The organism is Bradyrhizobium sp. AT1 (assembly GCF_001590795.1).
GTDB lineage: Bacteria > Pseudomonadota > Alphaproteobacteria > Rhizobiales > Xanthobacteraceae > Bradyrhizobium.
Genome location: NZ_JXDL01000001.1, coordinates 5,382,525 through 5,408,226 on the forward strand (window position 1 = coordinate 5,382,525; position 25,702 = coordinate 5,408,226).

Annotated in this window: 21 protein-coding genes; 9 read left to right on the top strand and 12 right to left on the bottom strand. The window is 64.6% G+C overall.

Annotated elements, in window-relative coordinates:
* Positions 1-118: 118 nt before the first annotated feature.
* Positions 119-1,042, bottom strand: coding sequence for a polyprenyl synthetase family protein (locus SE92_RS24960; protein ID WP_063199282.1), 924 nt, complete (start codon positions 1,040-1,042; stop codon positions 119-121).
* A 161-nt stretch (positions 1,043-1,203) separates the two neighbouring features.
* Here SE92_RS24960 and mtgA point away from each other — a divergent pair, with 161 nt between their 5' ends.
* The 3 genes from mtgA (at position 1,204) to SE92_RS24975 (ending at position 3,020) form a co-directional block, all read left to right on the top strand.
* Positions 1,204-1,878: a monofunctional biosynthetic peptidoglycan transglycosylase gene (gene mtgA / locus SE92_RS24965; protein WP_063199285.1), complete on the top strand. Its 675-nt coding sequence runs from the start codon at positions 1,204-1,206 to the stop codon at positions 1,876-1,878.
* Between the two features lie 163 nt (positions 1,879-2,041).
* A complete protein-coding gene (gene rpmF, locus SE92_RS24970; protein WP_007598106.1) occupies positions 2,042-2,224 on the top strand; it encodes a 50S ribosomal protein L32 in 183 nt (60 codons plus the stop codon).
* Between the two features lie 142 nt (positions 2,225-2,366).
* The gene (locus tag SE92_RS24975; protein WP_063199287.1) at positions 2,367-3,020 is read left to right on the top strand and encodes a hypothetical protein; all 654 of its coding nucleotides are present in this window, start codon (positions 2,367-2,369) and stop codon (positions 3,018-3,020) included.
* A 6-nt stretch (positions 3,021-3,026) separates the two neighbouring features.
* Here the strand turns inward: SE92_RS24975 and SE92_RS24980 are convergent, their stop codons facing one another.
* A complete protein-coding gene (locus SE92_RS24980) occupies positions 3,027-3,287 on the bottom strand; it encodes a hypothetical protein (RefSeq protein WP_063203746.1) in 261 nt (86 codons plus the stop codon).
* 220 nt (positions 3,288-3,507) lie between these two features.
* Here SE92_RS24980 and SE92_RS24985 point away from each other — a divergent pair, with 220 nt between their 5' ends.
* Entirely contained in the window at positions 3,508-5,202 is a 1,695-nt protein-coding gene (locus SE92_RS24985) for a bifunctional diguanylate cyclase/phosphodiesterase (RefSeq protein ID WP_063203747.1), read from the top strand.
* Between the two features lie 123 nt (positions 5,203-5,325).
* Here SE92_RS24985 and SE92_RS24990 read toward each other — a convergent pair whose 3' ends face one another.
* The 7 genes from SE92_RS24990 to SE92_RS25020 all read right to left on the bottom strand — a co-directional run bounded on the left by SE92_RS24990 (position 5,326) and on the right by SE92_RS25020 (position 14,990).
* On the bottom strand, positions 5,326-6,834 hold the full coding sequence (locus tag SE92_RS24990) for a tripartite tricarboxylate transporter permease (protein WP_063199290.1): 1,509 nt from the start codon (positions 6,832-6,834) through the stop codon (positions 5,326-5,328).
* Between the two features lie 3 nt (positions 6,835-6,837).
* Positions 6,838-7,320: a tripartite tricarboxylate transporter TctB family protein gene (locus tag SE92_RS24995; RefSeq protein WP_063199293.1), complete on the bottom strand. Its 483-nt coding sequence runs from the start codon at positions 7,318-7,320 to the stop codon at positions 6,838-6,840.
* A 153-nt stretch (positions 7,321-7,473) separates the two neighbouring features.
* Complete coding sequence (locus SE92_RS25000) at positions 7,474-8,451, bottom strand: tripartite tricarboxylate transporter substrate binding protein (protein ID WP_063199296.1); 978 nt, start codon at positions 8,449-8,451, stop codon at positions 7,474-7,476.
* A gap of 199 nt (positions 8,452-8,650) precedes the next feature.
* Positions 8,651-11,518 (bottom strand): PAS-domain containing protein, encoded by a 2,868-nt coding sequence (locus SE92_RS25005; protein WP_063199299.1) that lies wholly within the window; start codon positions 11,516-11,518, stop codon positions 8,651-8,653.
* Positions 11,519-11,765: 247 nt separating this feature from the next.
* Positions 11,766-12,641 carry a GNAT family N-acetyltransferase gene (locus SE92_RS25010; protein WP_063199301.1) on the bottom strand — a complete coding sequence of 292 codons (876 nt, stop codon included), beginning with the start codon at positions 12,639-12,641 and terminating at the stop codon, positions 11,766-11,768.
* Positions 12,642-12,737: 96 nt separating this feature from the next.
* Complete coding sequence (locus SE92_RS25015; RefSeq protein WP_063203748.1) at positions 12,738-13,718, bottom strand: amino acid--[acyl-carrier-protein] ligase; 981 nt, start codon at positions 13,716-13,718, stop codon at positions 12,738-12,740.
* A 54-nt stretch (positions 13,719-13,772) separates the two neighbouring features.
* Entirely contained in the window at positions 13,773-14,990 is a 1,218-nt protein-coding gene (locus SE92_RS25020) for an acyl-CoA dehydrogenase family protein (RefSeq protein ID WP_063199304.1), read from the bottom strand.
* Between the two features lie 358 nt (positions 14,991-15,348).
* Here SE92_RS25020 and SE92_RS25025 point away from each other — a divergent pair, with 358 nt between their 5' ends.
* The 3 genes from SE92_RS25025 (at position 15,349) to mtnA (ending at position 17,902) form a co-directional block, all read left to right on the top strand.
* Entirely contained in the window at positions 15,349-15,621 is a 273-nt protein-coding gene (locus SE92_RS25025) for a phosphopantetheine-binding protein (RefSeq protein WP_063199307.1), read from the top strand.
* Between the two features lie 268 nt (positions 15,622-15,889).
* Positions 15,890-16,765, top strand: a complete 876-nt coding sequence (locus tag SE92_RS25030) for an S-methyl-5'-thioadenosine phosphorylase (RefSeq protein ID WP_063199310.1) — start codon at positions 15,890-15,892, stop codon at positions 16,763-16,765.
* A gap of 30 nt (positions 16,766-16,795) precedes the next feature.
* On the top strand, positions 16,796-17,902 hold the full coding sequence (gene mtnA / locus SE92_RS25035; RefSeq protein ID WP_063199313.1) for an S-methyl-5-thioribose-1-phosphate isomerase: 1,107 nt from the start codon (positions 16,796-16,798) through the stop codon (positions 17,900-17,902).
* Positions 17,903-18,023: 121 nt separating this feature from the next.
* Here the strand turns inward: mtnA and SE92_RS25040 are convergent, their stop codons facing one another.
* Positions 18,024-18,659: an HAD-IA family hydrolase gene (locus SE92_RS25040; protein ID WP_063199316.1), complete on the bottom strand. Its 636-nt coding sequence runs from the start codon at positions 18,657-18,659 to the stop codon at positions 18,024-18,026.
* 101 nt (positions 18,660-18,760) lie between these two features.
* Between SE92_RS25040 and SE92_RS25045 the strand changes: the two genes are divergently transcribed.
* Complete coding sequence (locus SE92_RS25045) at positions 18,761-19,519, top strand: S1 family peptidase (RefSeq protein WP_063199319.1); 759 nt, start codon at positions 18,761-18,763, stop codon at positions 19,517-19,519.
* A 122-nt stretch (positions 19,520-19,641) separates the two neighbouring features.
* Positions 19,642-21,144, top strand: coding sequence for a flavin-containing monooxygenase (locus SE92_RS25050; RefSeq protein ID WP_063199322.1), 1,503 nt, complete (start codon positions 19,642-19,644; stop codon positions 21,142-21,144).
* Between the two features lie 219 nt (positions 21,145-21,363).
* On the opposite strand, the gene SE92_RS25055 is transcribed toward SE92_RS25050, so the two are convergent.
* Both SE92_RS25055 and SE92_RS25060 read right to left on the bottom strand, forming a co-directional pair.
* A complete protein-coding gene (locus SE92_RS25055) occupies positions 21,364-22,290 on the bottom strand; it encodes a response regulator (RefSeq protein WP_063199325.1) in 927 nt (308 codons plus the stop codon).
* Positions 22,274-25,645 carry a hybrid sensor histidine kinase/response regulator gene (locus SE92_RS25060; RefSeq protein ID WP_063199328.1) on the bottom strand — a complete coding sequence of 1,124 codons (3,372 nt, stop codon included), beginning with the start codon at positions 25,643-25,645 and terminating at the stop codon, positions 22,274-22,276. The genes SE92_RS25055 and SE92_RS25060 overlap by 17 nt, the downstream gene beginning before the upstream one ends.
* Between the last annotated feature and the right edge of the window lie 57 nt (positions 25,646-25,702).

Consider the following 25,702-nt stretch of genomic DNA (forward strand, 5'->3'; position numbering starts at 1 on the left):
CCTCCGCAAGGACGGTGAGAGATGGATTCGCGGAGGCTCCCCCTCACCCGACATTCAAGCTGCGCTTGAACGTCGATCTCTCCCCGCGAGCGGGGAGAGGTGAAGATCGTGCGCTAACTCAGTTCTTCCGCTCGGCGACGAAGCGCGCCGCGGCCTGCAGCACGGCGGCGCGGTCGCCGAAGATCGACACGGCGCTGTCGGCCCGTGCGAGCAGGTCGCGCACGCGCTGCTTGGCGCCTTCGATGCCGAGCTGGGTGACGAAGGTGGTCTTGCCGAGCGCGGCATCGGCGCCGGCCGGCTTGCCGAGGGCGGCCGCATCGCCCTCGACGTCGAGCAGGTCGTCAGCGATCTGGAAGGCTTCGCCGAGCGCGCGGCCGTAGTCGTCGAGCGCCTGGTATTCCTTTTGCGAGGCCTGGCCGAGGATCGCGCCGGCGATGCAGCCGTAGCGCAGCAGCGCGCCGGTCTTCATCTGCTGAATACGCGCGACGTCGATGGGCTCGTTGCCGCCAAAACGGCCTTCGCCGGCGAGATCGAGGATCTGGCCGCCGACCATGCCGCCGATGCCGGCGCAGCGCGCCAGCGCGCGTGTCAGCAACAGGCGCACATTGGCGTCGCGGTGGATCTCGTCGCGGGTGACGATATCGAAGGCGAGCGTCAACAGGCCGTCGCCGGCGAGGATCGCGGTGGCGTCGTCCGTGTGCTTGTGCAGGGTGGGGCGGCCGCGGCGCAGGTCCGAATTGTCCATCGCCGGCAGGTCGTCATGGATCAGCGAATAGCCGTGGATGCATTCCAGCGCGGCGCCGACGAGCAGCGCGGCTTCGCGCGGGACGTCGAAAACGGCGGCGCTCTCGGCCACCAGGAACGGCCGCAGGCGCTTGCCGCCGTTGAGGCTCGAATAGCGCATTGCGTCCATCAGTCGCTTGGGCCGGGCGATCTCATCGTGCAGGATGTCGTCCGACAGCAGGCGCCCGAGCAGGGCCTCGGTGTCATCAGCGGTCTTGTCCAGACGTTTGGCGAAATCGGACGGGGACGTGCCGGTCATCAAGAAGGGCTCCAGAACTAAAATTCGGCGGGACAATCCTTTATGCGCCCGCCCCAGTCAATCGTTTGGAAGGCCTAAAAAGTGCTGGAAAAGGCCCGGATTATCACAGACTTAATGGGGGGAGCCGGGGCCGCTTCTCGTTTCATGACGGAAAGGTCGATTTGCGCATCGTCAAAATCCTGCTGGTCGTGATCGCGGTCGTCATTCTCGCGCCCTATGTGATCGCGCCGTTCTACCGCATCGGTCATCCCATTTCGACGCTGATGGCGTGGCGCTCGCTGCGTGGCGCGCCGATGCAGCGGGAATGGATCGATCTGGCGGCGATGTCGCCCTCACTGCCGCGTTCGGTGATCGCGGCCGAGGATGCGCATTTCTGCAAGCATCATGGGATCGATTGGGGCGCACTGCGTGAGGCGATCGACGATGCAAAGGAGGACGGTACGCCGTTCCGGGGCGCCTCCACCATCACCCAGCAGGTCGCAAAAAACCTGTTCCTCTGGCAGGGGCGGGATTTCGTCCGCAAGGCGCTCGAATTCCCGCTCGCGCTCTGGATCGATCTCGTCCTGCCCAAGCCGCGGATACTGGAGATTTACCTCAACATCGCCGAGTTCGGCCCACGGGGCCAATTCGGCGTCGAGGCCGGCAGCGCCTATGCGTTCGGCAAGTCGGCGGAGGACCTTTCACTTCGGGAGGCGGCGCTCCTGGCCTCGATCCTGCCGAATCCGGTCAAACGCAGCGCCAAAACCCCCGGTCCGGGTGTCCGGCGGCTGGCGGCGACCTATATGGCGCGGGGCCAGGCGAGCTCGCTTTTGACCTGCTGGCAGGAAAATCGCTGATTTTGAGCCCAATCCGGGCGTATTTTCCGCCCCAAGAGCCTAGCTTTACGGCCAGCCTTCCTCTATAAGCCCGGCCTTGATCGGCATTTCGCTCGCCCCGTTTGGGTGCTGAGCCGTCCCGCGGACGATGCCCTGATGACACCAATCCCTAGAGGATACTGAAATGGCCGTTCCGAGAAGAAAAACCTCGCCGTCGCGCCGTGGCATGCGCCGCTCGGCAGACGCCATCAAGAAGCCGACCTATGTGGAAGACAAGGACTCCGGCGAGCTCCGTCGTCCGCACCATCTCGACCTCAAGACCGGCATGTACAAGGGCCGCCAGGTCCTGAAGAAGAAAGAGTCCTGAAGGCAGGACCTTTCTTCAGGCGGGATGATTGGGCCTGCCTGATTTCGGCCAACCCATGAGATAGATAGTGACGGCGGCGGAGCAAATGCTTCGCCGCTGCATTGTTCTGTCCGGATATCTTGATCGAAAAGGCATTTTGCCGATGGTCGGTTTCCCGCTGCTTCTGATTCCGCTCGCGGTCTACAACATCATCGCCTTCCTGATGCCGACCGTATCCTTCACGGACGTGCTGTTCAGGGTACCGATGATCACGGGCGAGACCTGGCCGGTCACGCTCGCCGATCTCATGCTGGCGCTCGGCGTGGTGCTGCTGCTGCTCGAAGTGGTCAAGGGCGCGCGGCCCGGATCGAAATTCCTGATGGACCATCTGCTGTCGCTGATCATCTTCGGCGCGGCCGCGGCCGAATTCGTGATGTGGCCGAAATTCGGCAACTCGACCTTCTTCCTGCTGGTGCTGCTTTCGATGGCCGATTTCCTCGGCGGCATCGCCCAGCGCACGCGCCGTCGCGTCACGTATGTCGCCGAAACGACAGTGGCGGCGCCGCGGAAGGCCAAGCGCCAAGCCGAGGCGCCGGTGGAGGATGCAGTGGCCGAGCGCAAGTTCGAGCCGGTGATCGCGCCGCAGCCGGCGCCGGTGGAGCCTCCCGCACCTTCGGCGCAATCCGTCGCGGAATCCGTGCTGATGGATCATCCTGCGCCCAAGCCTGTGCAGGGCGCGCCTTCGCCGGAAATTCCCTCGCCGCAGCTTCAGCCGGGCAACGGCACGCCGCCGTCCTCGGAGACGCCGCCGCGCTGACCTGCCTCAAGCCACCTGCCGTGTCCGTGCGCTGACGCTTTGCAGCGGGCGCTTGCAGCCATAGGCCATCTGAGCGTCTTCGGAAGAGCCGCGGCGCAAGCGGCTCGTCTGCGGCAGGTGCTCGGCATTGGCGATGAGCTGGGTGACGAAGCTCGGATCGGGGCGCGGCATCGGCGCCTTGTGAACCCAGCACAACGTCGGCATCAGCGGCACCAAAGCCGTTCCGGCCTGCCTCGTTGCCTCTTCCATTCCATCCGCAGTCGCCATCGCAACACCGTTCATCAGGTTGAACTGGCGCGTTTTGGGACATTGGCGCCGGTGCATGTGATGGTCTCGCAAGGCCTATGCCGCCGCAGCCTAATCCGTTCCTGAGGGCTTTGGAAACGTGGTTTCCAAATTGTTTATCAACTTTGCCTAGGGTTGGGCGCGAATCTGGCTCTATCCTGTGCCGACTCAGGACTTCCCGCTGTCCCGAAACGAGGCGAATTTGATCCCCGCATTACCGCAAGCCTCCGACATTCTGGCCGCGCTCGGCCAGGCCGTGTTCGCCTGGGACATCGGCAGCGATGCGATCATCTGGGGTGATCAGGTCGCCAGCGTCTTTCCCGGCATTCCCGCCGAGCGACTGGCGACCGGTGCCGAGTTTGCCAAGCTGATCGAGCCCGCGCCGTCGCTGCGCACCGCCGCGCTGGCGCAAACGTCCCCCGTGCACGGTGCCGACGGCACGCCCTACCGCGTCGAGTACGGCGTCCGCATGAGCGCCGCCGATCCCGTGATCTGGATCGAGGAGACCGGCCGCTGGTTCGCCGGCCCGGACGGCCGTCCCACGCGCGCGATCGGCTCGGTCCGCATCAACAATGAGCGCCACGCCCGCGACGAGGAGCTGACCAAGCTGGCTCGGCTCGATCCGTTGACCGGCGAGCTCAACCGCTCGCACCTGATCGCGGCGCTGGCCGAGGCGATCGAGGAGACGACCCGCTTCCGCTCGACCGCGGCGTTCATGCTCGTCGGTATCGACCATCTCGCCCGCGTCAACGACGCCTTCGGCTTCGACGTCGCCGACGCCGTGATCCTCGACATCGCCAAGCGCATCCGCTCGCGCCTGCGCGGCGGCGACGTGCTCGGCCGCTTTTCCGGCAACAAGTTTGGCCTGATCCTGAAGAATTGCACCGTCGACGACATGAACGTCGCCGCCGAGCGCTTCCTCGCCGGCATCCGCGACGAGGTGGTGCCGACCAAATCCGGTCCGGTCTCGGTCACCGCCTCGATCGGCGCGGTCAGCGTGCCGCGCTATGCCCGCAGCACCATTGAGGCCGTCAACCGTGCCCATGAGACGCTGGATGCCGCCAAGCGCCGCCGCGCCGGCTCGTTCGCGGCATGGCGTCCGGATGCCACGCGCGACGCCCAGCGGCGCGTCAACATCCGCGTCACTGATGAAATCGTCACCGCGTTGAACGAGCGCCGCATCAAGCTCGCCTATGAGCCGGTGGTGTCGGCCGCCTCGCGCGAGCGCGCCTTCCACGAATGCCTGGTGCGGATGGACCAGGGCGGCGGCCAGGTGCTGCTCGCGCCCGACATCGTGCCGGTCGCCGAACGGCTCGGCCTGATCCGCCTGGTCGATCATCGCGTGCTTGAGCTCGTGGTCGCCGAGCTCGCCGCCGCGCCCGACATCTGCCTCAGCCTCAATATCTCGCCCGATACCACCATGGATCCGGACTGGTGGGCGGGAATCGAATCGCTGATGCTGGCCCATCCCGGCGTCGCCGAACGGCTGATCGTCGAGATCACCGAGACGGTGGCGATCCAGGACATCGACGACGTCCGTGGCTTCGTCACGCGCCTGAAGAATTTCGGCAGCCGCATTGCCATCGACGATTTCGGCGCCGGCTACACCTCGTTCCGAAACCTGCGCAAGCTCGGCGTCGACATCGTCAAGATCGACGGCGCGTTCGTGCAGAACATCACCCATTCCGCCGACGACCGCGCCTTCGTGCAGACGCTGATCGACCTCGCCCGCCGCCTCGACATCAAGACCGTGGCCGAATGGGTGCAGGACGAGGACGCCGCAAGCATGCTGCGCGATTGGGGCTGCGACTATATCCAGGGTCGTTTGATCGGGCTCGCGTCGGCCGAGCGGCCGTGGGGTGCGCCGCCGGACAGCGTATTGCCTGCGGCGGGGTAGCGATTCACGCTAAAATTTCTCCTTTGAAATCAACCACTTCCTACTGTGCATGGGGTTGTTTTCGCGAAATTGAAAGTCGTAGGGGGGCACGGAGCCGTTGCGCCCTTGCCATCCTGCAAAACGCTAAGCCCCCTCGTCCAGCGCCACCAGCTCGCGCTTCTTGCGCAGCGACGGCAATAGCGGCGCGATCAGCAGCGCCATTGCGAATGCGAGGCACACCGCAGAGATCGGCCGCTGCACGAAGGTCCAGAGATCGCCCTGCGACAGGATCAGCGACTTGCGCAAATTGTTCTCCATCATCGGCCCCAGCACGAAGGCCAGCACCAGCGGTGCCGGCTCGTAGCCGAGCTTGCGCATGAAATAGCCGATGATGCCGAACGCGATCATCACATAGACGTCGAACACGTTGTTGCTGGAGCAGTAGACGCCCAGGATCGTGAACAGGATGATCAGGGGGAACAGGATGTTGTAGGGCAGCTTGAGCAGCTGCACCCACATGCCGATCATCGGCAGGTTCAGGACCAGCAGCATGACGTTGCCGATATACATGCTGGCGACGATGCCCCAGAACAGGCCGGGGTTCTGCGTGATCAGCAGGGGCCCCGGCTGCAGGCCGTGGATGACGAAGGCGCCGAGCAGCAGCGCCATCACCACGTTCGGCGGGATGCCGAGCGTCATCAGCGGGATGAAGGCGCCGCCCGCCGCGGCGTTGTTCGCCGATTCCGGCCCCGCGACGCCTTCGATCGCACCATGGCCGAAACGCTCGGGCGTCTTCGACAGCCGTTTCTCCAGCGCGTAGGAGGCGAACGACGCCACCACGGCGCCGCCACCCGGCAGGATGCCGAGGAAGAAGCCGAGGAGGGTGCCGCGGCCGACCGGACCTGCGCTCGCCTTCCAGTCCTCTTTGGTGGGCAGTAATTGGGTGATCCTGGCGTTGATGATGTCGCGCTTGATCGCCTGCTCGGTGTTGAGCAGCACCTCCGCGACGCCGAACAGGCCCATCACCACGGGCACGAGCCCGATGCCGTCGATCAGCTCCATGCGGCCGAAGGTCAGGCGCGGCTGCGCGGTGATGCTGTCGAGCCCGATCAATCCGAGCACGACGCCAATGCACGCCATCAGCAGCGCCTTCGGCATCGAGCCCTGGGTCAGGAAGGTGAGCACGACGAGGCCGAGCACCATCAGGCTGAAATATTCGGCCGGGCCGAACGCGATGGCGACGCTGGCAAGCTTCGGTGCGACCAGCATCAGGGCGATCAGTGCAAACGTGCCGGCGATGAAGGAGCCGAAGGCGGAGATGCCGAGCGCGGGGCCGGCGCGGCCTTGCTTTGCCATCTGGTGGCCGTCGATGCAGGTGACGACGGAAGCCGCCTCGCCGGGAATGTTGACCAGGATCGAGGTCGTCGATCCGCCATACATCGAGCCGTAATAGATGCCGGCCATCATGATGATGCCGGATTCCGGCGTGCCCGACAGCGTCACGGGCAGCAGCAGCGACATCGCGGAGATCGGCCCGATACCCGGCAGCACGCCGACCAGCGTGCCGATGAAGACGCCGATGAAGCAATACAGCAGGTTGACCGGCAGCAGCGCGACGCCGAAGCCATGGGCGACATTGGCGAGCGTATCCATGGCTCAGCCGATCCCGAACAGGCCCGAGGGGAGCTGGATCAGCAGCAGCCGCTTGAGCACCCACCACATGCCCGTGGGCACCAGCACGGCGATCGGGATCGCCAATGTCCAGCGCACGGGATCGATCAGCCGCAACAAAAGCAGCATCAACGGGATCGACGACAGCAGGAAGCCGAGCGGCTCCAGTGCAACGGAGAACGCCACGAGACAGCCGATCAGCAGCAGCGGCTTGCTCCAGCGCACATTCTCCCAGCGCGAGGCCAGTGTCGGGCCACCCTCGGTGAGAGCCGAGACGATGATGGAGCCCGCGAACACGCACATCAGGATGCCCGTGTAGAACAGCACGTAACCGGAGCCGGGATCGTTGATGGTGCCGAGCTTGAGCTTCATGCCCGACCAGATCACGAAGCCGCCGAGCGCGAGCCCGATCAGCCCGCCCCAGAGTTCGGAATTGTTGAGGCGGAGTTTGTTGGTTTGGTTGGTCATAGACCCTCTCGGCCGTTCCCCGGACGCTGCGCGGCACGAAGTGACGCGCTGCAGATCCGGGGTCCATGGATGCTTGGCAAGGTGGGTCCCGGCTCTGCGGTGCACCGCTGAAGAAGCGCTGCACCGCGTCCGGGACACGCCGGTGGCCTGGAGCTACTTCTTCGCAAGTCCGAGCGTCTCGATCACCTTGCGCTCGGATTCCGTGACCTCGACGACGAACTTCTTGTAATCCTCGGTGTTCTTGTAGTTCGGCACCATGTCGTATTTGGCGAGCGTGGCCACGACGGCGGGATCCTCGACCGCCTTCTTGAAAGCGTCGTGCAGCTTGGCGACGATCTTGGGGTCCATGCCCTTCGGGCCGGCGATGCCGAACGGGGAGTCATAGACCATGGGGTAGCCGAGTTCCTTCAGCGTCGGCGCATCTGGGTAGTTCGGCGAGCGCGAGCCGGTCCACACCATCAACAGGCGGAGCTTGCCGGCATCGACCAGCGGTCGCCATCCCGTGGAATCCGCCTGAAGCATCGTGTGCTGCCCTAGCACCGCGGCGTTGGTCTCCGCGCCGCCCTTGAAGGGAACTTGCGTCAGCTTGATGCCGGACATCCCGGCGATCTGCTCCATGCCGATATGCAGCGAGGTGCCGGCGCCCGGTGTGGCATAGGTCACCTTGCCCGGGTTCGCCTTGGCGAACTCCACAACGTCCTTCCAGCTCTTGAACTGCGACTCCGCGCTGGTGGTCACGCCGAAAGTGTAGCCGGTGAGGTGGATGATGTAGGTGAAATCCTTCGCCGGATCCCACGATACCTCCTGCATGAGAGGCAGTCGGAAGACGGTGATCGGAATCTGCGAGATGGTGTAGCCGTCCGGCTTCGCGGCGGCGGCCATGGTTGCAGGTCCCACCGTGCCGCCGCCGCCGGCCTTGTTGTCGATCACGATCGGCTGGCCCAATACCTTCGAGGCACTGTCGGCGATCGCGCGCATCGAGATATCGGTCGAGCCGCCGGCCGGCCATGGCACGATCAGCGTGATCGGTTTGGTGGGATAGTCCTGCGCACTGGCGGCAGTCGAGAGCAATGCGCCCATGACGGCATGCATCGCTGCAAATGCGATCGTCTTCAGCCCGTATCGCGGCATCGGAATTCCTCCCTCGCAGCGGTCTCCGTGGACCGCCGTTTCTCGTTCTTGTCGGACGATTGTTCCCGAAATCGAGGGAGAAGAAAAGCGCATTGCGCGGACTGCGCGCGGCGGTCGGTGCGGCAATGCCGGTCAAACCGGGACATGCGACAATTCGTCGTTTGGCCGTGTGCCGAGAGGCGGAATTTGACCGAGCGCGCTACGCCACGCGCCGGACAGTGTTCAGCATCTCGATGGTGCGGCCGACTTCCGACGCGGGGCAGGGCTTGCCGAAATAATAGCCCTGCACCGCCGTGCAGCCGCATTCGCGGACGAAGTCGAGTTGCTCCTCGGTCTCCACGCCCTCCGCCGTGGTCTCGACGCCGAGCACGGAGCCGAGACTTGCGATGGTGCGGACGATGGCAACGCTCTCCGGGCTTTCACCTAGCGTGCCGACGAAGGAGCGGTCGATCTTGATACGGTCGAACGGAAATTTGCGCAGGTAACTCAGCGAGGAATAGCCGACGCCGAAATCGTCGAGGCTGACGCGGATTCCCAGCGCACGGAGCTGGTGCAGGATTTCGATCGTCGCCTCGCTGTCGTCGAGCAGCGCCGTCTCGGTGACCTCGAGCTCGAGCCGCTGCGGCGGCAGGCCGGCCTCCGCCAGCGCGCTCGTGACCATCGTCACCAGCCCGCGCGAGCGGAACTGCACCGGCGACAGGTTCACCGCGACGGCGACACCGGGCCAGGTCGCGGCGGTCGCACAGGCGGTGCGCAGCACCCATTCGCCGATTGGGACGATCAGCCCGTTTTCTTCCGCGATGGGAATGAACTCGGCCGGCGAGATGAAGCCGCGCGACGGATGTTTCCAGCGCAGCAGGGCCTCGAAGCCGGTGAGCTCCGACGAATCGAGCCGGACCTGCGGCTGGAACACCAAATGGAATTCGTGCGCTGCCAGCGCGCCGCGCAGATCGTGCTCCAGCGCGTGCCGGCTGCGCGCCTCCTCTTCCATCTCGGGCTCGAACAGCTGATAGGCGCCGCGCCCCTTGGCCTTGGCCTGGTACAGCGCGAGATCGGCGCATTTCATCAGCTCGTCGGCATCGAGCCCGTGATCGGGCGCGATCGCGATGCCGACGGAGACGCCGACATGGATCGACTGGCTTTCCAGCGGTGGCGGGTGGCCGATGATTTCGACCAGGCGCCGGGCGAGCTTTTCTGCCGATTGCGGTTGCGGTCCGCGCTGCAGCACGGCGAATTCGTCGCCACCGAGCCGAGCGACAGTGTCGTGCTCGCCGACATTCTCCTTCAGACGCGCCGCGACCCAGCGCAGCAGCCGGTCGCCGGCGGCATGGCCGAGGCGGTCGTTGACCGTCTTGAAATTGTCGAGGTCGAAGCACAGCACCGCCATCTCGCCGCCGGCGATCGCGACCTGGTTCAGTCCCTCGCCCATCTTCTCGCGGAACAGCGTGCGATTGGGCAGGTCGGTGAGCGAGTCGTGGCGCGCCATATGCGCCACCCGGGCCTGGGCCTTGTGGCGCTCGGTGACGTCTTCGTAGGTGACGACCCAGCCGCCATGCTCCATTCGCTTGTGATTCAGCTTGATGATGCGGCCGTCGGTCAAATGGCGGTGCAGCGTGTGTTCGCCCTCGCGCAGCCGTTCGACGTAGTCGGCATAGAGCCTGGCCCCCGTCATGTTCTGATGGATACCGAGCTCGCAGCTGTGCTCCATGATCTCGCGCATCGAGACGCCGGGTCTCACGATGTCGGGCGACAGGCCGTACATCTCGATATAGCGGCGATTGCACACGATGACGTGCAGGCTCGCATCGAGCATGCACAGACCCTGGCTCATGTTGTTCAGCGCCGCGTCGAAGCGGCGGTACTGCTCGCTCAGCTCCTCGATCGCGTGCTCGCGTTCGGTGATGTCCTCATAGGTGGCGACGAAGCCGCCCTCGGCGAGCGCGCAATAGCGTACGGAGATCACGGTATCGTTCGACATGCTCCGCCGCATCGGCGAGCGGTCGCGGTTCGCGATTCGCTCTCTGGCGGCTTCGAGGATCTGCTCCGGGCTGTACTCCGAAGCAAACGCACCGTTCACCATCGAACGCTCGATCAGCTCGGCGAGATGCGTGCCGGGCCTGGTCTCCTCTTGCGACAGCCGGTAGATCTTGCGGTAGGTGGTGTTGCAGACGCGGAGGCGCATGTCGCTGTCGTAGAAGGCGAGCCCGTGCGCCATGTTCTCCAGCGCCGCATCGAGGATGAAGTTCTGCTGCCTCAGCGTTTCCTCGTACTGCAACCGCTCGGTGACATCCTCGTGCACCGTCACCCAGCCGCCGTCGGGCAGGAAACGGGAGACCGTCTGCACCATGCGTCCGTCGTAACGCATCACCAGCATGGTTTTCGCCCGTCTGGCGCGCACGTCCTCCAGTCTGGAATTGTGGAATTCGTCGGCCGGCATGCCCGGCAGATTGCCGCGCGAAATCCAGTGGTCGAGCACCGCACGATGCGAGACGCCCGGCTTCACCACGCCGGGATCGAGATTATAGAGGTTCAGGAAACGATCGTTGCAGACGACGACGCGGCTCTCGGCGTCGTACATGATGAGGCCGTGCGACATGTTGGAGAGTGCGTGCTGGCTGCGCTCGGTCTGCACGCGCAATTCCGCTTCGAGCCGGGCGAGGCGGGTGACATCGTCGCAGATCGTCATCCAGCCGCCGCCGGGAAGCGGCTTCAGCTCGAGCGACATGACGAGGCCGGTGGCAAGTCGCTGCTCGGTCCGGAACGGCTGTCCGCCCGCAATCTGCGCCATCCGCGCCGAATAGAGAGCGTCAAGCTCGCCTTCCGGAAAGTTGCCCCGCCCGGCGCTGTGCGCGAGCACCTCGCGGTAGCTGGTGCCGACACGCACGACATCGGCCGACATGCCGAACAGCGACAAATAGCGTTGGTTGACCAGCACGATCCGGTTGTCGGCATCGTAGACGCAGACGCCTTGCTCCATGTGGTCGAGCGCAAGCTGGCTCAGCGCGACCAGGGCCTCCGGGCCCTGCTCGCGGCGTGCACCAAGCTCGTTGTCGCGGGTCGAAATCATGGGATCGGCGGCATCTCGGCGGGCAATAGGCTTAACGCAATCTAATTCAGCCACCGAGGGTAGCGAAGAGGCGGGAAAATTCCCTTAAGCGCAGTAGTTTACGGAGGGTGACCGGGGATGGAGAGCGCGCCGGAATGCGGAGACTCCTTCAAGAGTTGGCCGGTACGGCGCAACATATTGAGGTGTCGTCCCTATGGATCCCTGCGTTCGCAGGGACGACAGCGCTGGTTGGGTCCGAAAGCCTTCGCTACGGCCCGTACAGCACCAGTTCCGTATCCGTGAGGTCGCCAAGCTGCGGCCGGTGCGGGCCCTTGAAGTATTTGCGACCGCGCCGCTCGGTATAAATGCCGACAAGGCCGGGAATCGGTTCGTTGGAATCGAGCGCCACCGCGACCTTGCCGAGCCGAAGCAGCAGTCGCCCGATGCGGCCCGCACAGGCGACGTATTCCGCGGCGCTGCGGCAATAGATCAGCTTCATCGCGGGGGGCGCAATGAAGCCGCGGCGGATGCGCACCGGTTGCAGGATGAAGGGGAATGTTCCCTTCGGCGTGCGGCAGACGAGGCTGAGGCAATTGTAGCGCGCGTGCCGCGTCAGCAGCTCTGTCTCGGCTTCGGACAGCCCTTCGATCGTCTTGGCGTGAGGCGAGATGACCTCGATCTCGCTCCAGCGCGGGGGGCGCGCCAGCGCAGGGACCGAGAAGAATATGCCGCGGCAATAGGCGCGAAAGCCCTGCGTCTCGATGATCGGCCAGGTCCACGGCGCCGGGCTGATGTTGAAGTAAGTCACGTCCTTGTGCCGCTGCGCGATCTTGGTCAGCAGCGGGGCGTAATTGCGATAGGCCGGATCGACATACCAGCTCGACAGGTTGCACTGGATGGCGGTCTCTTCGCCGTTCTTGCGCGCCGTGTAGATCAGCAGCAGCACGCCGACCGGCGTGCCGTCACTTTCGAGCATGTAGCCGAAGCGCGGATAGCCCTCCGGCACAGAGCGGAAGGCCTGTCGGCGCAGGCCCTGGATCCAATAGTTGCGTGAACGGCCGACGAAGCCGCGCGTCAGCAGGTCCGCGACCGCCTCGGCGTCGGACTCGGTGATCTCGCGGCATCGCACCTTGGTGTGAATCACGCTCGTCTTACCCGTGGAAATGACAGGCCTCGTTCAGTCTCTTGTTTCGGCATGATCATCTCGGAAAACCGCTTCGCACTTTTCCGGCTCATGCCGTTAGCGCCAACCTTCGCCATGGGCGCCGACCGTCGACGACGGCTGCAGGCCCAGGATGTCGCGCACCTCGGCGGGCCAGGCGGAAAGGTCGGTGCCGTGGGTGTGGAACATGGCGACGGCCAGGCGGTCCATGCCGAAGGCGACGCAGCCGGTGTGGGCCGGTTCGCCATTGGCGTCCTGGATGCCCCAGGTCGTGCCGAAATGCTCGCGGTGATAGTTGAAGCTCATGCAGGCGGTCGGCTGCTCTTCCGAGCGCAGCGGGATGAGGAGCTCGAACTTCAGCTGCTGCTGCTTCTGGCTCACCGCCTTCATCTGGCCGACGCGGCCGAAGAAGGGATCGCTGGCATAGTCGACACGGAAGGTGAGACCGAGATCGGTCGCGATCTTCTGTGCGCGCACCATCCAGCGCTCGCGGAAATCGGCGACGTCGTCGGGGCTGCCGATGCACACATATTCGCGCATCCGGAACGATTGCAGCCGGTCGAGATGCTTCGACGGTTCGCGGCGGAAGCAATCGGCGGCGACGTCGAAGCGCAGGCCGCCGTTAGGCAGCTGGCCCCGGCTCGCGGCGATCGGATAGACCGGATAGCAGGCGGCCGGCGACAGCACGAGGTCGGCGGGCGACAGCGAAGTGGTCCAGTCGCCGCCGGCATCGAAGCGGCTTACCGCGGCGTTGATCTCGCGTTCGGTCCCGTGCAGGCCGCAAACGCAGCCGAGCAGGTTCGGAAAGCTCTTGAGGTAGCCGGATTTTTCCAGCTGAGCCCGGCTCATCACCGGCGGGAAGCGCATCACTTCGGTGCCGGCCTCGCGATGGCTCGTGATCAGCGCGGCGAGCTTCTCGACGATGCCTTCATAGAGCGCGGTACGGGCATAGACGCCGTCGGCGCCCATGCGGTGGAACAGCTTGTCGGCGAGATGATCGAGCGGATCGATCATTTGCGGTGCGGTCGCGGGCGAATCGGGAAGAATGGCAATGTTCATGTCGCGATGTCCTGCTATCTCAAAATTGTTCTTGTTGGTTCGGTCGTCAAACATTCAGTCGCGAAGGCTGGTTGGCACGCCGCTCATCAGCGTCGATGTCGCGGCATTGGCCAGAATGCGGTCGTTGTTGATCATGATCGGGGACGACAACACGTCGCGGAGGTGCCGGCCCATGGTGAACTCGCCGTCGTTGCGGTAGCCGGAGAGGCCGGCCGTGCGCATCGCATGCATCACGGTCTCGACCGCGAGCTCGGAGGCTTGCACCTTCAGAAGCGTGATCGAGGACTGGAAGTCGAGCGAGGCGAGGGCCCGCTCGTCATGCTCGGCGCGGGCGAAAGCGTCGGTGTTGGCAGCGATCAGCGCGCGCAGCTTGGCCAGCGACATCTTGGCGGCGGTGAAGTGAGCTGCGGCCGGCGGCATCTGGCCGCCGGAAGAGCGCGCGGCCTTGCGGACGAAGGCCTGCGCGCGGGTCACGGCTGCGGCGGCGATTCCGGCCCAGGCCGACGACCAGCACAGATGCGCGAACGGCGTCATGGTCTGGGCGTGGATCTTGTCATAGGATTCCGGGAAGACGCGGTCGGCGGGGCAATCGACCTTCAGCTCGAAACCGGTCGAGCAGGTGCCGCGCATGCCCAGTGTTTCCCAACCCAGCGTCCGCTTCAGCGAATAATCGTCCTTGGCGAGTGCCAGCAGGACCTGATCGGAGGCTGCGGCCTCGTTGGCGCGGCGGGCAATGGTGACGAGGCCGTCGGCTTCCGCGCCGTAGGAGATCACGGTGGCATCGCGCACCAGCGAGACGGTGTCGCCGGCGTGGTCGACGGCGGCGGCGCTGGCGCGGATATTGCCGCCGTTCTGGCCTTCGGTGGTGGAGGAGGCGAGCAGCCACTGGTCGCGGGCGACCCGGCGCATCATGGTTTCCATCCAGGGGATGCCGTGGCCGTGCCTGACGACGCAGGCGACCTTGGTCTGGTGCATCGCGTAGATCATCGCGGTCGAGGCGCAGGCGCGTCCGAGCGTGTAGCAGATGTCGGTGACGTCGTAGATGGAGGCGCCGAAGCCGCCGTACTCGACCGGGATCATGACGCCGAGCAGCTTCTGCTCGCGCGCGATCTCGAAAGCCTTGTGCGGGAAACGGGCGTCGCGATCGACGCCGTCGGCGTCGGCCGCCGCGGCGGACGCGGTCCGGGCGGCGCGTTCGATCAGGGAGGGACCCTGCTCGAGGAAGCTCGTCGGTGTTTCGTCGACAGTGAGGACTGCTTCACGCACGTTCATACTCGTCCGCCTCCGGTTTGCCGTTCGAGATCGCCGGCATCATTCGCGATGCGCGTAAGCGATCCTCCGGCTATCTTTGCTTGTGAGACGAGGCTACGGATTTAATTCAAATTCGTCGATGAAATAGAGGGTAAACAAAGTCAAATTCCGAACGAACAGTTAAGGTCCGGTTGTTTGCATCGCCCGGTTTTCGGACATCGCGTTAGGAATCTGGAAGTAGGGACGAATTCCGGACAATCTGAGTCATCGTTTACTAAGAAACGCGAAGTATTGATGTCGCCCATTGCGGGCCCGGCAGGCCGTGCCCATCGTAGCCGGAAGCCGGTCCGAGTTTTGACAGACAGACGGGAATTTGCCGATGCAAGCCTTTGATACCGAATTGCGCAATCGCATCATCAAGCTGGTGAAGGGTGTCCTCGAGCAGAATTCGCTCAGCGCCGACGTCACGCCGTCTGCCAAGCTCGTCGACGTCGGCCTGACCTCGATGGACATGGTCAATCTGATGCTCGGCGTCGAGGCCGAGTTCGACTTCACCATCCCGCAATCGGAGATCACGCCGGAGAATTTCCAGTCCGTCGAGACGCTGGAGCGGATGGTGGCGAAGCAGTTGCAGCTGGCGAACGCGGCATAAGCCAAAACCACAACTGTCGTCCCTGCGAACGCAGGGACCCATACCGCGGAATCTATCGACCTTTGACGGTCACAGTACCGAACGACGAGTCTTCGCCAAACCACGGCCTGTGGTTATGGGTCCCTGCGTTCGCAGGGACGACACTGAGTGCCTAGCGCGCACCTTCCGCCCCTCACACCCCCGGCATCTTCCCACCACCCCGTTCCAAAACCGTCGCAAAGCTGGCATAGCTTAACCATGTCGTACGTGGCGAACGGGTGGAGCAGGCATGACTCAGGCGGTATTGGGCATCATCGGTGGCTCCGGCATCTATGACCTGCCGGGTCTCGAGGGTGCGCGCGAAGAGGTGATCGAGAGCCCCTGGGGCGAGCCGTCGGCGCCTTTGAGACGCGGCACCATTGCCGGCCTGCCGGTGGTGTTCCTGCCGCGCCACGACAAGGGCCACCGCCTCTCCCCCTCCGACATCAATTATCGCGCCAATATCGACGTGCTGAAGCGCGCCGGTGTCACCGACCTGATCTCGTTATCGGCCTGCGGCTCCTTCAAGGAGGAGCTGCCGCCCGGAACTTTCGTTCTCGTCGACCAGTTCGTCGACCGCACCCACAAGCGCGAGAGCTCGTTCTTCGGACGAGGCTGCGTCGCGCATGTGTCGATGGCGCATCCCGTCTCGCCGCGCCTGCGCATTCATCTTGCCGCGGCAGCCGAAGCCGAAGGCATCGCGATCGGGCGCGGTGGAACCTATGTCTGCATGGAAGGGCCGCAATTCTCGACATATGCCGAGAGCATGACCTACAAGACGCTGGGCTATTCGGTGATCGGCATGACCAACATGCCGGAAGCCAAGCTCGCACGTGAGGCGGAGATCTGCTACGCCACCGTGGCGATGGTGACGGATTTCGATTGCTGGCATCCCGATCACGACGCCGTCACCGTGCAGGACATCATCCGCGTCTTGACCTCGAACGCCGACAAGGCGAAAGCGCTGGTGGCGCGACTGGCCAAGGACTTTCCGCGCGAGCATGAGCCGTGCCCGATCGGTTCGGACCGGGCGCTCGACACCGCGCTGATCACGGCGCCCGAAGCGCGCGATCCCGAACTTCTGAAGAAGCTCGATGCGGTGGCTGGGCGCATCCTGCGCGGTTGAGGCGCAAGACAGACGAGAAGGCAGAATGCCATGAAGGTCGACGGCAAGCATTTTCGCAGCATCTGGCGCGAGCGTGACGGCTGGTCGGTCGGTGCGATCGACCAGCGCCGCTTGCCCCACGAGTTCGTCATCGCCAAGCTGACCTCGTCTGAAGACGCAGCCGTCGCGATCCGCGACATGCTGGTGCGCGGCGCGCCGCTGATCGGCGCGACCGCCGCCTACGGCATGGCGCTCGCGATGCGCGAGGACGCCTCCGACGCCGGTTTGAAGCGCGCTTACGAGACGCTCGTGGTGGCGCGACCGACGGCGATCAATCTGAAATGGGCGCTGGACGAGATGCGCATGGCGCTCGCGCCGATCGATCCCGTTGAAAGGGCAGAGGCGGCCTATGCGCGCGCCGACGAGATCGTCGAGCAGGATGTCGAGATCAACCGCGGCATTGCCGGCAACGGGCTGAAGCTGATTGAGGCGATCGCAGCGAAAAAGCCGGGCGAGACGGTCAACGTGCTGACGCATTGCAATGCCGGCTGGCTCGCCACCGTCGATTGGGGCACGGCGACGGCGCCGATCTATCTCGCGCATGAGCGCGGCATCAAGATCCATGTCTGGGTCGACGAGACTCGTCCGCGCAATCAGGGTGCCTCGCTCACCGCCTGGGAGCTCGGCCATCACGGCGTGCCGCACACGGTCATCCCGGACAACACCGGAGGCCATCTGATGCAGCACGGCATGGTCGATCTCGCCATCGTCGGCACCGATCGCGTCGCCGCCAATGGCGACGTCTGCAACAAGATCGGCACCTATCTGAAGGCGCTCGCCGCTCACGACAACGGCGTGCCGTTCTACGTCGCGCTGCCGTCTCCGACGATCGATTTCGCGGTCCATGACGGCATTCGTGACATTCCGATCGAGCAGCGCAGCGGCGTCGAGGTGACCGACATGACCGGCCGCACCGCGGATGGAAGGCTGGAGACAGTGCGCATCGTGCCCGAGGGATCGCCGGTCGCGAATTACGCCTTCGACGTGACGCCGGCGCGGCTCGTGACCGGCCTCATCACCGAGCGCGGCGTGCTGAAGCCGGATCGTGCCTCGCTGGCAGCGGCATTTCCGGAGCGGATCGCTGCCGCGGCGGAGTAGGTCTCGTAGGGTGGGCAAAGCGTAGCGTGCCCACGATCGGTGGCGATCGAGAAAGAACGTGGGCACGGCGCTGCGCGCCTTTGCCCACCCTACGGCTTTGTGCCTCGCTCCGACGAGGTACCTAGGCCAGCTTCAACCCCGTCGCCTTCTCCAGCTCGGCGATGGCCTGCGCGCCGCTCGTCACCTTGATCGTGGTCATGCCCATCTCGCGCGCGGGTTTCAGGTTGACGCCGAGATCGTCGAGATAGACGCACCTCTTCGGATCGACCTTCAGCGTCTCCACCATCATCTGATAGATGCGCGGGTCGGGCTTGCGCAGGCCGATCTTGGCGGATTCGATGACGTGGTCGAACAGCACCATGACTTCGGCGATGTAAAGCGAGCGCCCGGTCAGGCTGCCGATGGCGTTGGCCGGAAGGTTGTTGGTGATGCAGCCGGTCCTGAACTGCGCCTTGATGCGCTTTAGCGCCTCCACCATCTCTGGGCGCAGGTCACCCTGCAGCAGCGATATTACGTCGCGCCCGCGCACTTCGGCGCCGAGCGCGCGAGATTCCTCGGCGAACAGATGATCGAACGTGTCGATATCGACCTCGGCGCGTTCGAACTTGGCCCAGGCGTTTTCCAGATGGTTGGCGGCGTTGGTCCGCCGGATGATGTCGATCGGCAACCCGCGCTCGGCTTCGAATCGCGCGAAGGCCTCGAACGGCGAACTCGTCAGCACGCCGCCAAAATCAAAGATCACCGCCTCGATCGCCACTATCCTGCCCTCGTCAATTCCTTTCCAAGAGGGCTAGCATGCGCTATCGGCAAGGGCCAGTCCGAAGCAATCCTCCGCCGCCAATACCGAAGCGTGTTCCCATGAAGAAGCTTGCCACGTTCATCACGACCGCGCTGCTGCTCGCCACGCCCGCGCAGGCCATCGTCGGCGGCGGCACGCCGCAGGCGGATGGCGTGGCGCGTTCCGTCGTCACCATCGTCGGCTCGCGCGGCAATTTCTGCACCGGCAGCTTGATTGCGCCACGCGTGGTCCTGACGGTTGCCCACTGTGTGCAGCCCGGCGCGGACTACAAGGTCGTCGATCGTGGCACCGACGGTGCGCCGCAATTGCTGAACGTCCGCACCGTCGCGATCCATCCGAACTTCAACATGCAGGCGATGCAGTCGCACCGTGCCACAGCCGACGTGGCTTTGCTGCAACTGGAAATTCCACTCAAGGGAAAATCCGCGGCGACGGTCGGCATGCCGCAAATTCCAATTCGGGTCGGCAGCCGTTTCGTCATTGCAGGCATTGGCGTCACCGTTCGCGGTGACGGCAAGAGCGGCGGCACCACGCGCGTTGCCGCGCTCGTTGCCACCGGGCAGCCCGGCACGCTCCAGATCCGGCTGGTCGATCCCGTAACCAACGGTGTTCGCGATGGAATCGGCGCCTGCACCGGTGATTCCGGTGGTCCCGTATTAGAGGACAAACCGAACGGTCCCGTGCTCGTCGGCCTCATCAGCTGGTCCACGGGGCCGAACGGCGCCGCCGGTTGCGGCGGGTTGACCGGGGTCACGCCGCTCACGCTCTACCGCGACTGGATCTTGCAGACCGCGCGGAGCTGGGGTGCGGCGCTGTGATTTGACCGCGGCTTGATCTATGTCATTTTGAGGTTGAAGCGCGTCGGGTGATCATGCCGGCGCGGAGGAAACGCGTCGTCCATCAAGGGCGGCCACAAAACAACCAAGGCATAGAAGCAACAATGAATGTCGCTGTTCGCGGTCACACCGCTACCAAGCAAGCTTCCGAACATTTCGACGTGCTGATCGTCGGTGCCGGCATCTCAGGCGTCGGCAGCGCCTATCACATCCAGAAGCAGCTGCCAGGCACCAGCTACGTCATCCTTGAGACGCAGGAAACGTTCGGCGGCACCTGGAGCACGCATCGCTATCCCGGCATTCGCTCCGACAGCGATCTCCATACCTTCGGCTACAGCTTCAAGCCCTGGGTCGGCCCACCGATCGCGACCGCCGAGGAAATCCTCTCCTATATGAAAGAGGTCATCGACGACAACGATATCGCCAGGCACATCCGCTACAAGCACAAGATCAATTCGGCGAGCTGGTCGAGCGAACAGAATCTCTGGACCATCGAGGCGGTGACGACCGACACGGGCGAACCCAGGACCTTCACCGCGAACTTTCTCTGGATGTGCCAGGGCTATTATCGCCATTCGGAAGGCTACACGCCGCAATGGAAAGGCATGGACCGCTTCAAGGGCCGGATCGTCCATCCCCAGACCTGGCCTGATGACATCGACCTCACGGGCAAGAAGGTGGTCGTGATCGGCTCGGGCGCGACCGCGGCGACGCTGGTGCCGAACATCGCGGACCAATGCGCACACGTCACCATGTTGCAGCGCTCGCCGACCTATTTCCGGCTCGGCCGCAATGCCATCGAGATCGCGGAGGAGCTGCGCCGGCTCCAGGTCGACGAGGCCTGGATCCACGAGATCGTGCGGCGCAAGATCCTGTTCGAGCAGGACGCCTTCACCAAACTCTGCGTGTCCAAGCCCGAGCAGGTGAAGAAGGAGCTGATCGGCCAGATCAGCGCGGTGCTCGGTCCCGATTACGACGTCGAGACGCATTTCACGCCGAGCTACCGGCCGTGGCGACAGCGCATCGCCTTCGTGCCGGATGCGGATTTGTTCAAGGGCATTGCCAGCGGCAAGGCCTCCGTCGTCACCGACGAGATCGAGTGCTTCGTCGAGAACGGCATTCAGCTCAAATCCGGCAAGCTGCTCGAAGCCGACGTCATCGTTACCGCAACCGGCTTCAACCTCGCCGCGCTCGGCGACATCGCCTTCGAGATCGACGGCAAGCCTCTCGCCTTCGGCGATACCGTCACCTATCGCGGCATGATGTTCACGGGCGTTCCGAACATGGTCTGGGTGTTCGGCTATTTCCGCGCCAGCTGGACACTGCGCGTCGACCTCGTCGCCGATTTCGTCTGCCGGCTGCTCGGCCATATGAAAGCGAAGGGCAAGAAGAAAGTCGAGGTGAGCTTGCGCGCCGAAGACCACAACATGCCGATCCTGCCCTGGATCGATCCCGAGAACTTCAATCCCGGCTACATGATGCGCAACATGGACCTGTTGCCCAAGCGCGGCGACAAGCCGGAATGGCAGCACAGCCAGGATTACTGGACCGAGAAGGACGAGATCCCGAAGACGGATCTGGACGACAAGGCGTTCGTGTATGGGTGAGGTTCGGCAGGGGTCCATTGAATGGTCACCCGCCGCCGTGACTCCGCCGTCGTCCCTGCGAAAGCAGGGACCCATAACCACAGGGAGTGGTTTGGCGAAGATTCGCCGTTCGGTATTGTGATCGCTCAAATCGAGAGATCACGCGGTATGGGTCCCGGCGTTCGCCGGGACGACACCGTTTGTTTGTCGGCCGGCGTGGCAACTCATTCCGAGCCCTGCCTACGAATTCCTCCGCGTCGCATTCGCTGCAATCGCCGCGGCCGCCGTCCGGTTCTCCACGCCGAGCTTGGCGTAGATCTGCTCCAGGTGCTTGTCGACGGTGCGCGGGCTCAATCCCAGGATCTGCGCGATGTCGCGGTTGGTCTTGCCTTTGCTGAGCCAGGCCAGCACCTCGCCCTCGCGGGTGGTGAGGCCGAGCTCGCTGGTGAATTCGGGGGGCAGGGCCGTGCCGGACTCCCGGGATAGCCGCAGCAGAAACTCGTTCGGCGCCGTCTCGCCCATGTAATAGAGCCGGAGTTGTGGATTGTCGGGCAAACAGGCGGCCGGAGACTTCGCGCTGCCCTTGGTCTTGGCCTGCTCCAGCCATTGCAGCAGCGACGGCGACAGGGCGAAATCGTCGGCCTGTGCGCCATGATGGTCGGACAGCAGCTTCTGCGCCTGCGGCGTTGCCCATAGCACGTTGCCCTGGCGGTTCACCGCGAACAGGAAGCGGCCGGAGACGTCGAGCGCCGTGCGCGCGCTCTGCGTCAGCCGGGCATTGCCGAGATGGACGCGGATGCGCGCCAGCATCTCCTCGATCACGATCGGCTTGGTCACGTAGTCGACGCCACCTGCCTCGAGCCCGCGCACGATGTGCTCGGTTTCGGCAAGGCCCGTCATGAAGATCACGGGGACGTTGGCAAGCCCCGCATCCCGCTTGAGCCGGCGGCAGGTCTCGAAGCCGTCGATGCCCGGCATCACGGCATCGAGCAGCACGATGTCGGGCGTGATCTGGTCGACGATGCGCATTGCGGCCGCGCCATCGAGCGCCACCATGACGGTCATGCCGGCGCCGTCGAGCGCATCGGTCAGCAGCCGAAGCGTTTCGGGCGAGTCATCCACAACGAGCGCGACGTCGCGCTTCTTCGACTCAATGCTCATGCGCATGCAATGTCTTCAATGTGTCCATGTACTGGTCGAGATCGAAGCGGTCGACCAGCGACCGCATCTGCGCCACGAAGTCGGCATGCTCCGGGTGCTCGTTGCCGATCTCGTCCAGCTTCAACTGGATGCCCTTGACGTAGCCGATCCGGCCGAGCCCGATCAGCGCCTCGATGTGCCGCACCGGCGGCTTCGATCCGCTCTCCGGCCGCCAGAATGGCACCGCGATTTCGTCCGAGCCGTACTGCCACTCGAGCTTCAGGAGCTGGCGGATTGCCTCCAGCAGCCGCGGGATGTCGATCGGCTTCATCAAATAGCCGTCGTGAAAGGGTTGCGCCAGCGGCGCACCGTGAGCCTCGATGGCGCTCGCCGACACCATCAGGATCCGCGCCTGGTGATGGCCGCTGGCGCGCAAGGCCTCCGCCACGGCCCAGCCGTCCATGGCGGGCATCGAGATGTCGAGCAGGAACAGATCGGGCCGGCAATGTTGCGCCAGCGCGAGGCAGCCGGGTCCGTCGGGCGCGCTGAGCAGGATGAAGCCGAGCGGCGTCAGCACCTCGCGCAGCAGGTCGCGATGCACGGGATCGTCGTCGGTGATGAGGATGGTCTTGCGCGCGCCGTGATACCCGGAGACCGGGGCCTCCACCGGCGCAATGCGCTGCGGGTTGGCGACCTCCGACAACAGGATCTTGACCTTGAACGTCGAGCCGGCGCCGACCGTGCTCAAGACCTTGATATCGCCGCCCATCACACCGGCGAGCAGCCGACTGATGGTGAGGCCGAGCCCGGTACCGGTCTGCGGCTGCGAGACACCGAGCGCGCCGCGCTCGAAGGGCGCGAAGATGCGCTCGAGATCGTCGTTCCGGATGCCCGGACCGGTATCGATCACCTCGAACTCGGCGACGGGGCTGCGATAATGCACGACGAACTGCACGCTGCCGGTCTGGGTGAACTTGATCGCGTTGGAGAGCAAATTGATCAGCACCTGACGCAGCCGCTTCTCGTCGGCATAGACGACGAGAGGGAGATGTGGCGGCCGACGAAACACGAAGTCGATGCCCTTGGCTGCGGCCTGAAGGCGGAACATGCCGACGAGCTGATCGAGGAATTCGCTGAGGCGCACCTCGTCGCGCGACAGATACAGCCGTCCCGCCTCGATCTTGGAGATGTCCAGAATGCCGTCGATCAGGCCGGAGAGGTGGTCGGCGCTGCGGCGGACGACGCGGACCTGGTCGCGCGGCTTGGTGCTCAGCGTCGTATCCTGCTCGAGCAGCTGCGCATAGCCGCTGATCGCGTTCAGCGGCGAGCGCAACTCGTGGCTCAAGCCCACGACGTAGCGGCTCTTGGCGAGGTTGGCGGATTCGGCGACCTCCTTGGCACGCTGGAGCTCGGCGTCGGTGCGCTTGTGGGCGTCGATCTCCTGGATCAGCAGCGTGGTCTGCCGCCGTGTCTCGGCCTCGGCCGCGCGGCGGCTCTGCTGCGCCAGCACGAACAGCCAGGCCACCACGCCGATGATGATGCTCAGCGAGAAGAACACCTTCCACAGCACGTCGGAGACCAGCGCATTCTCGCCATGCACACTCGCCGAGGTCTGCAGATAGATCAGGCCCAGCACCAGCGCGACGAGGCCGGCGGAGACTGCGAACACGCCGATATACTGGCCGAGCTGCGAGTTGATCCGCGCATAGATCGGCTGCGGCATCAGCTTGCCCAGCGTCTCCGACACCTGCACCTGGATCCGGGCGTGCGGCTTGCAGAGATCGTGGCAGCGGGCGTCGAGCGAGCAGCACAAGGAGCAGATCGGCCCGGCGTAAGCGGGGCAGGACGCCATGTCCTCCGGCTCGAACGCGTGCTCGCAGATGCAGCACTGGATCGCCTCGAGGTTCTGCCAGCTCCGCTTCGGCTTGCGCGCGATGTAGTACTTGCCGTCCGTGGCCCAGGCGATCAGCGGTGCGGCGATGAAGGCGACCGCGAGCGCGATGAAAGCCGACAGCGCCTTCGCGGTAGGTCCGAACAAGCCGTAGAAGGCGCTGATGGAGACGATGGTCGCGATCGTCATCGCGCCGACGCCGACAGGATTGACGTCGTAGAGATGCGCGCGCTTGAACTCGATCTGCTCCGGCCTCAAGCCCAGCGGCTTGTTGACGACGAGATCGGCGACCAGCGCCCCGACCCAGGCGATCGCGACGTTGGAATAGAGCGCCAGCGTCTGCTCCAGGGCCTTGTAGACGCCGATCTCCATCAGCAGCAGCGCCACGATGACGTTGAAGACCAGCCAGACCACGCGGCCGGGATGGCTGTGGGTCAGGCGCGAGAAGAAGTTCGACCAGGCGATCGAGCCGGCATAGGCGTTGGTGACGTTGATCTTCACCTGCGACAGGATCACGAACGTGCCGGTCAATGCCAGCGCAAGGTCAGGCTGCGACAGCACATAGCGGAACGCTTCGAGATACATATGCGCGGGTTCGGCGGCCTCCTCGGGCGGCACCCCATGGCTGAGCGCGAAGAAGGCGAGGAACGAGCCCGCCAGCAGTTTCAGCGCGCCGAGCACGATCCAGCCCGGTCCCGCGCTCATCAGCGCGATCCACCAGGAGGCCCTGGACGCGCGGCGGTCGCGCGGCAGGAAGCGCAGGAAGTCGACCTGCTCGCCGATCTGCGCCACCAGCGAAAACACCACCGAGGCCGCGACTCCGAACAGGAGCAGGTCGAATTGGCCGTTGAGATCGCCGTGCTCGCCCGAGAATTTGCGCCATTCCGTGAAGGAGTGCGGATTGTGCCAGGCGATCGCCGCGAACGGAATGATGTGGAGCACGATCCACAGCGGCTGCGTCCACAATTGGAAGCGGCTGATCAGCGTGATGCCGTAGGCCACCAGCGGGATGATGACGACGGCACTGATCAGATAGCCGATCGGCCGCGGGATCCCGAAGCACATCTCGAGCGCCGAGGCGAGGATTACGGCCTCGATTGCAAAGAAGATGAAAGTGAAGGACGCGTAGATCAGCGAGGTGACGGTCGAGCCGATATAGCCGAAACCGGCGCCGCGCGTCAGCAGATCGATGTCGATGCCGCATTTGGCGGCATAATAGGCGATCGGCACGCCACAGCAGAAGATAATGAGGGAAACCACGAGGATGGCGGCGGTCGCGTTGGTGACGCCATAGTTCAGGGTGATGGTGCCGCCGATCGCCTCCATCGCCAGGAACGAGATTGCGCCGAGCGCGGTGTTGGCGACCCGGGCGGCGGACCAGCGGCGTGCGCTCTTGGCCGTGAAGCGCAGCGCGTAGTCCTCAAGCGTCTGGTTGGCGACCCACTGATTGTACTGGCGCCTGACGCGGTCTATTCGCTGCCGCCCTGCCACGCTCTACCCCACTCCCGATACGGACCCCGTGCCCTCGCAAATTCCGTACCAAAAGCC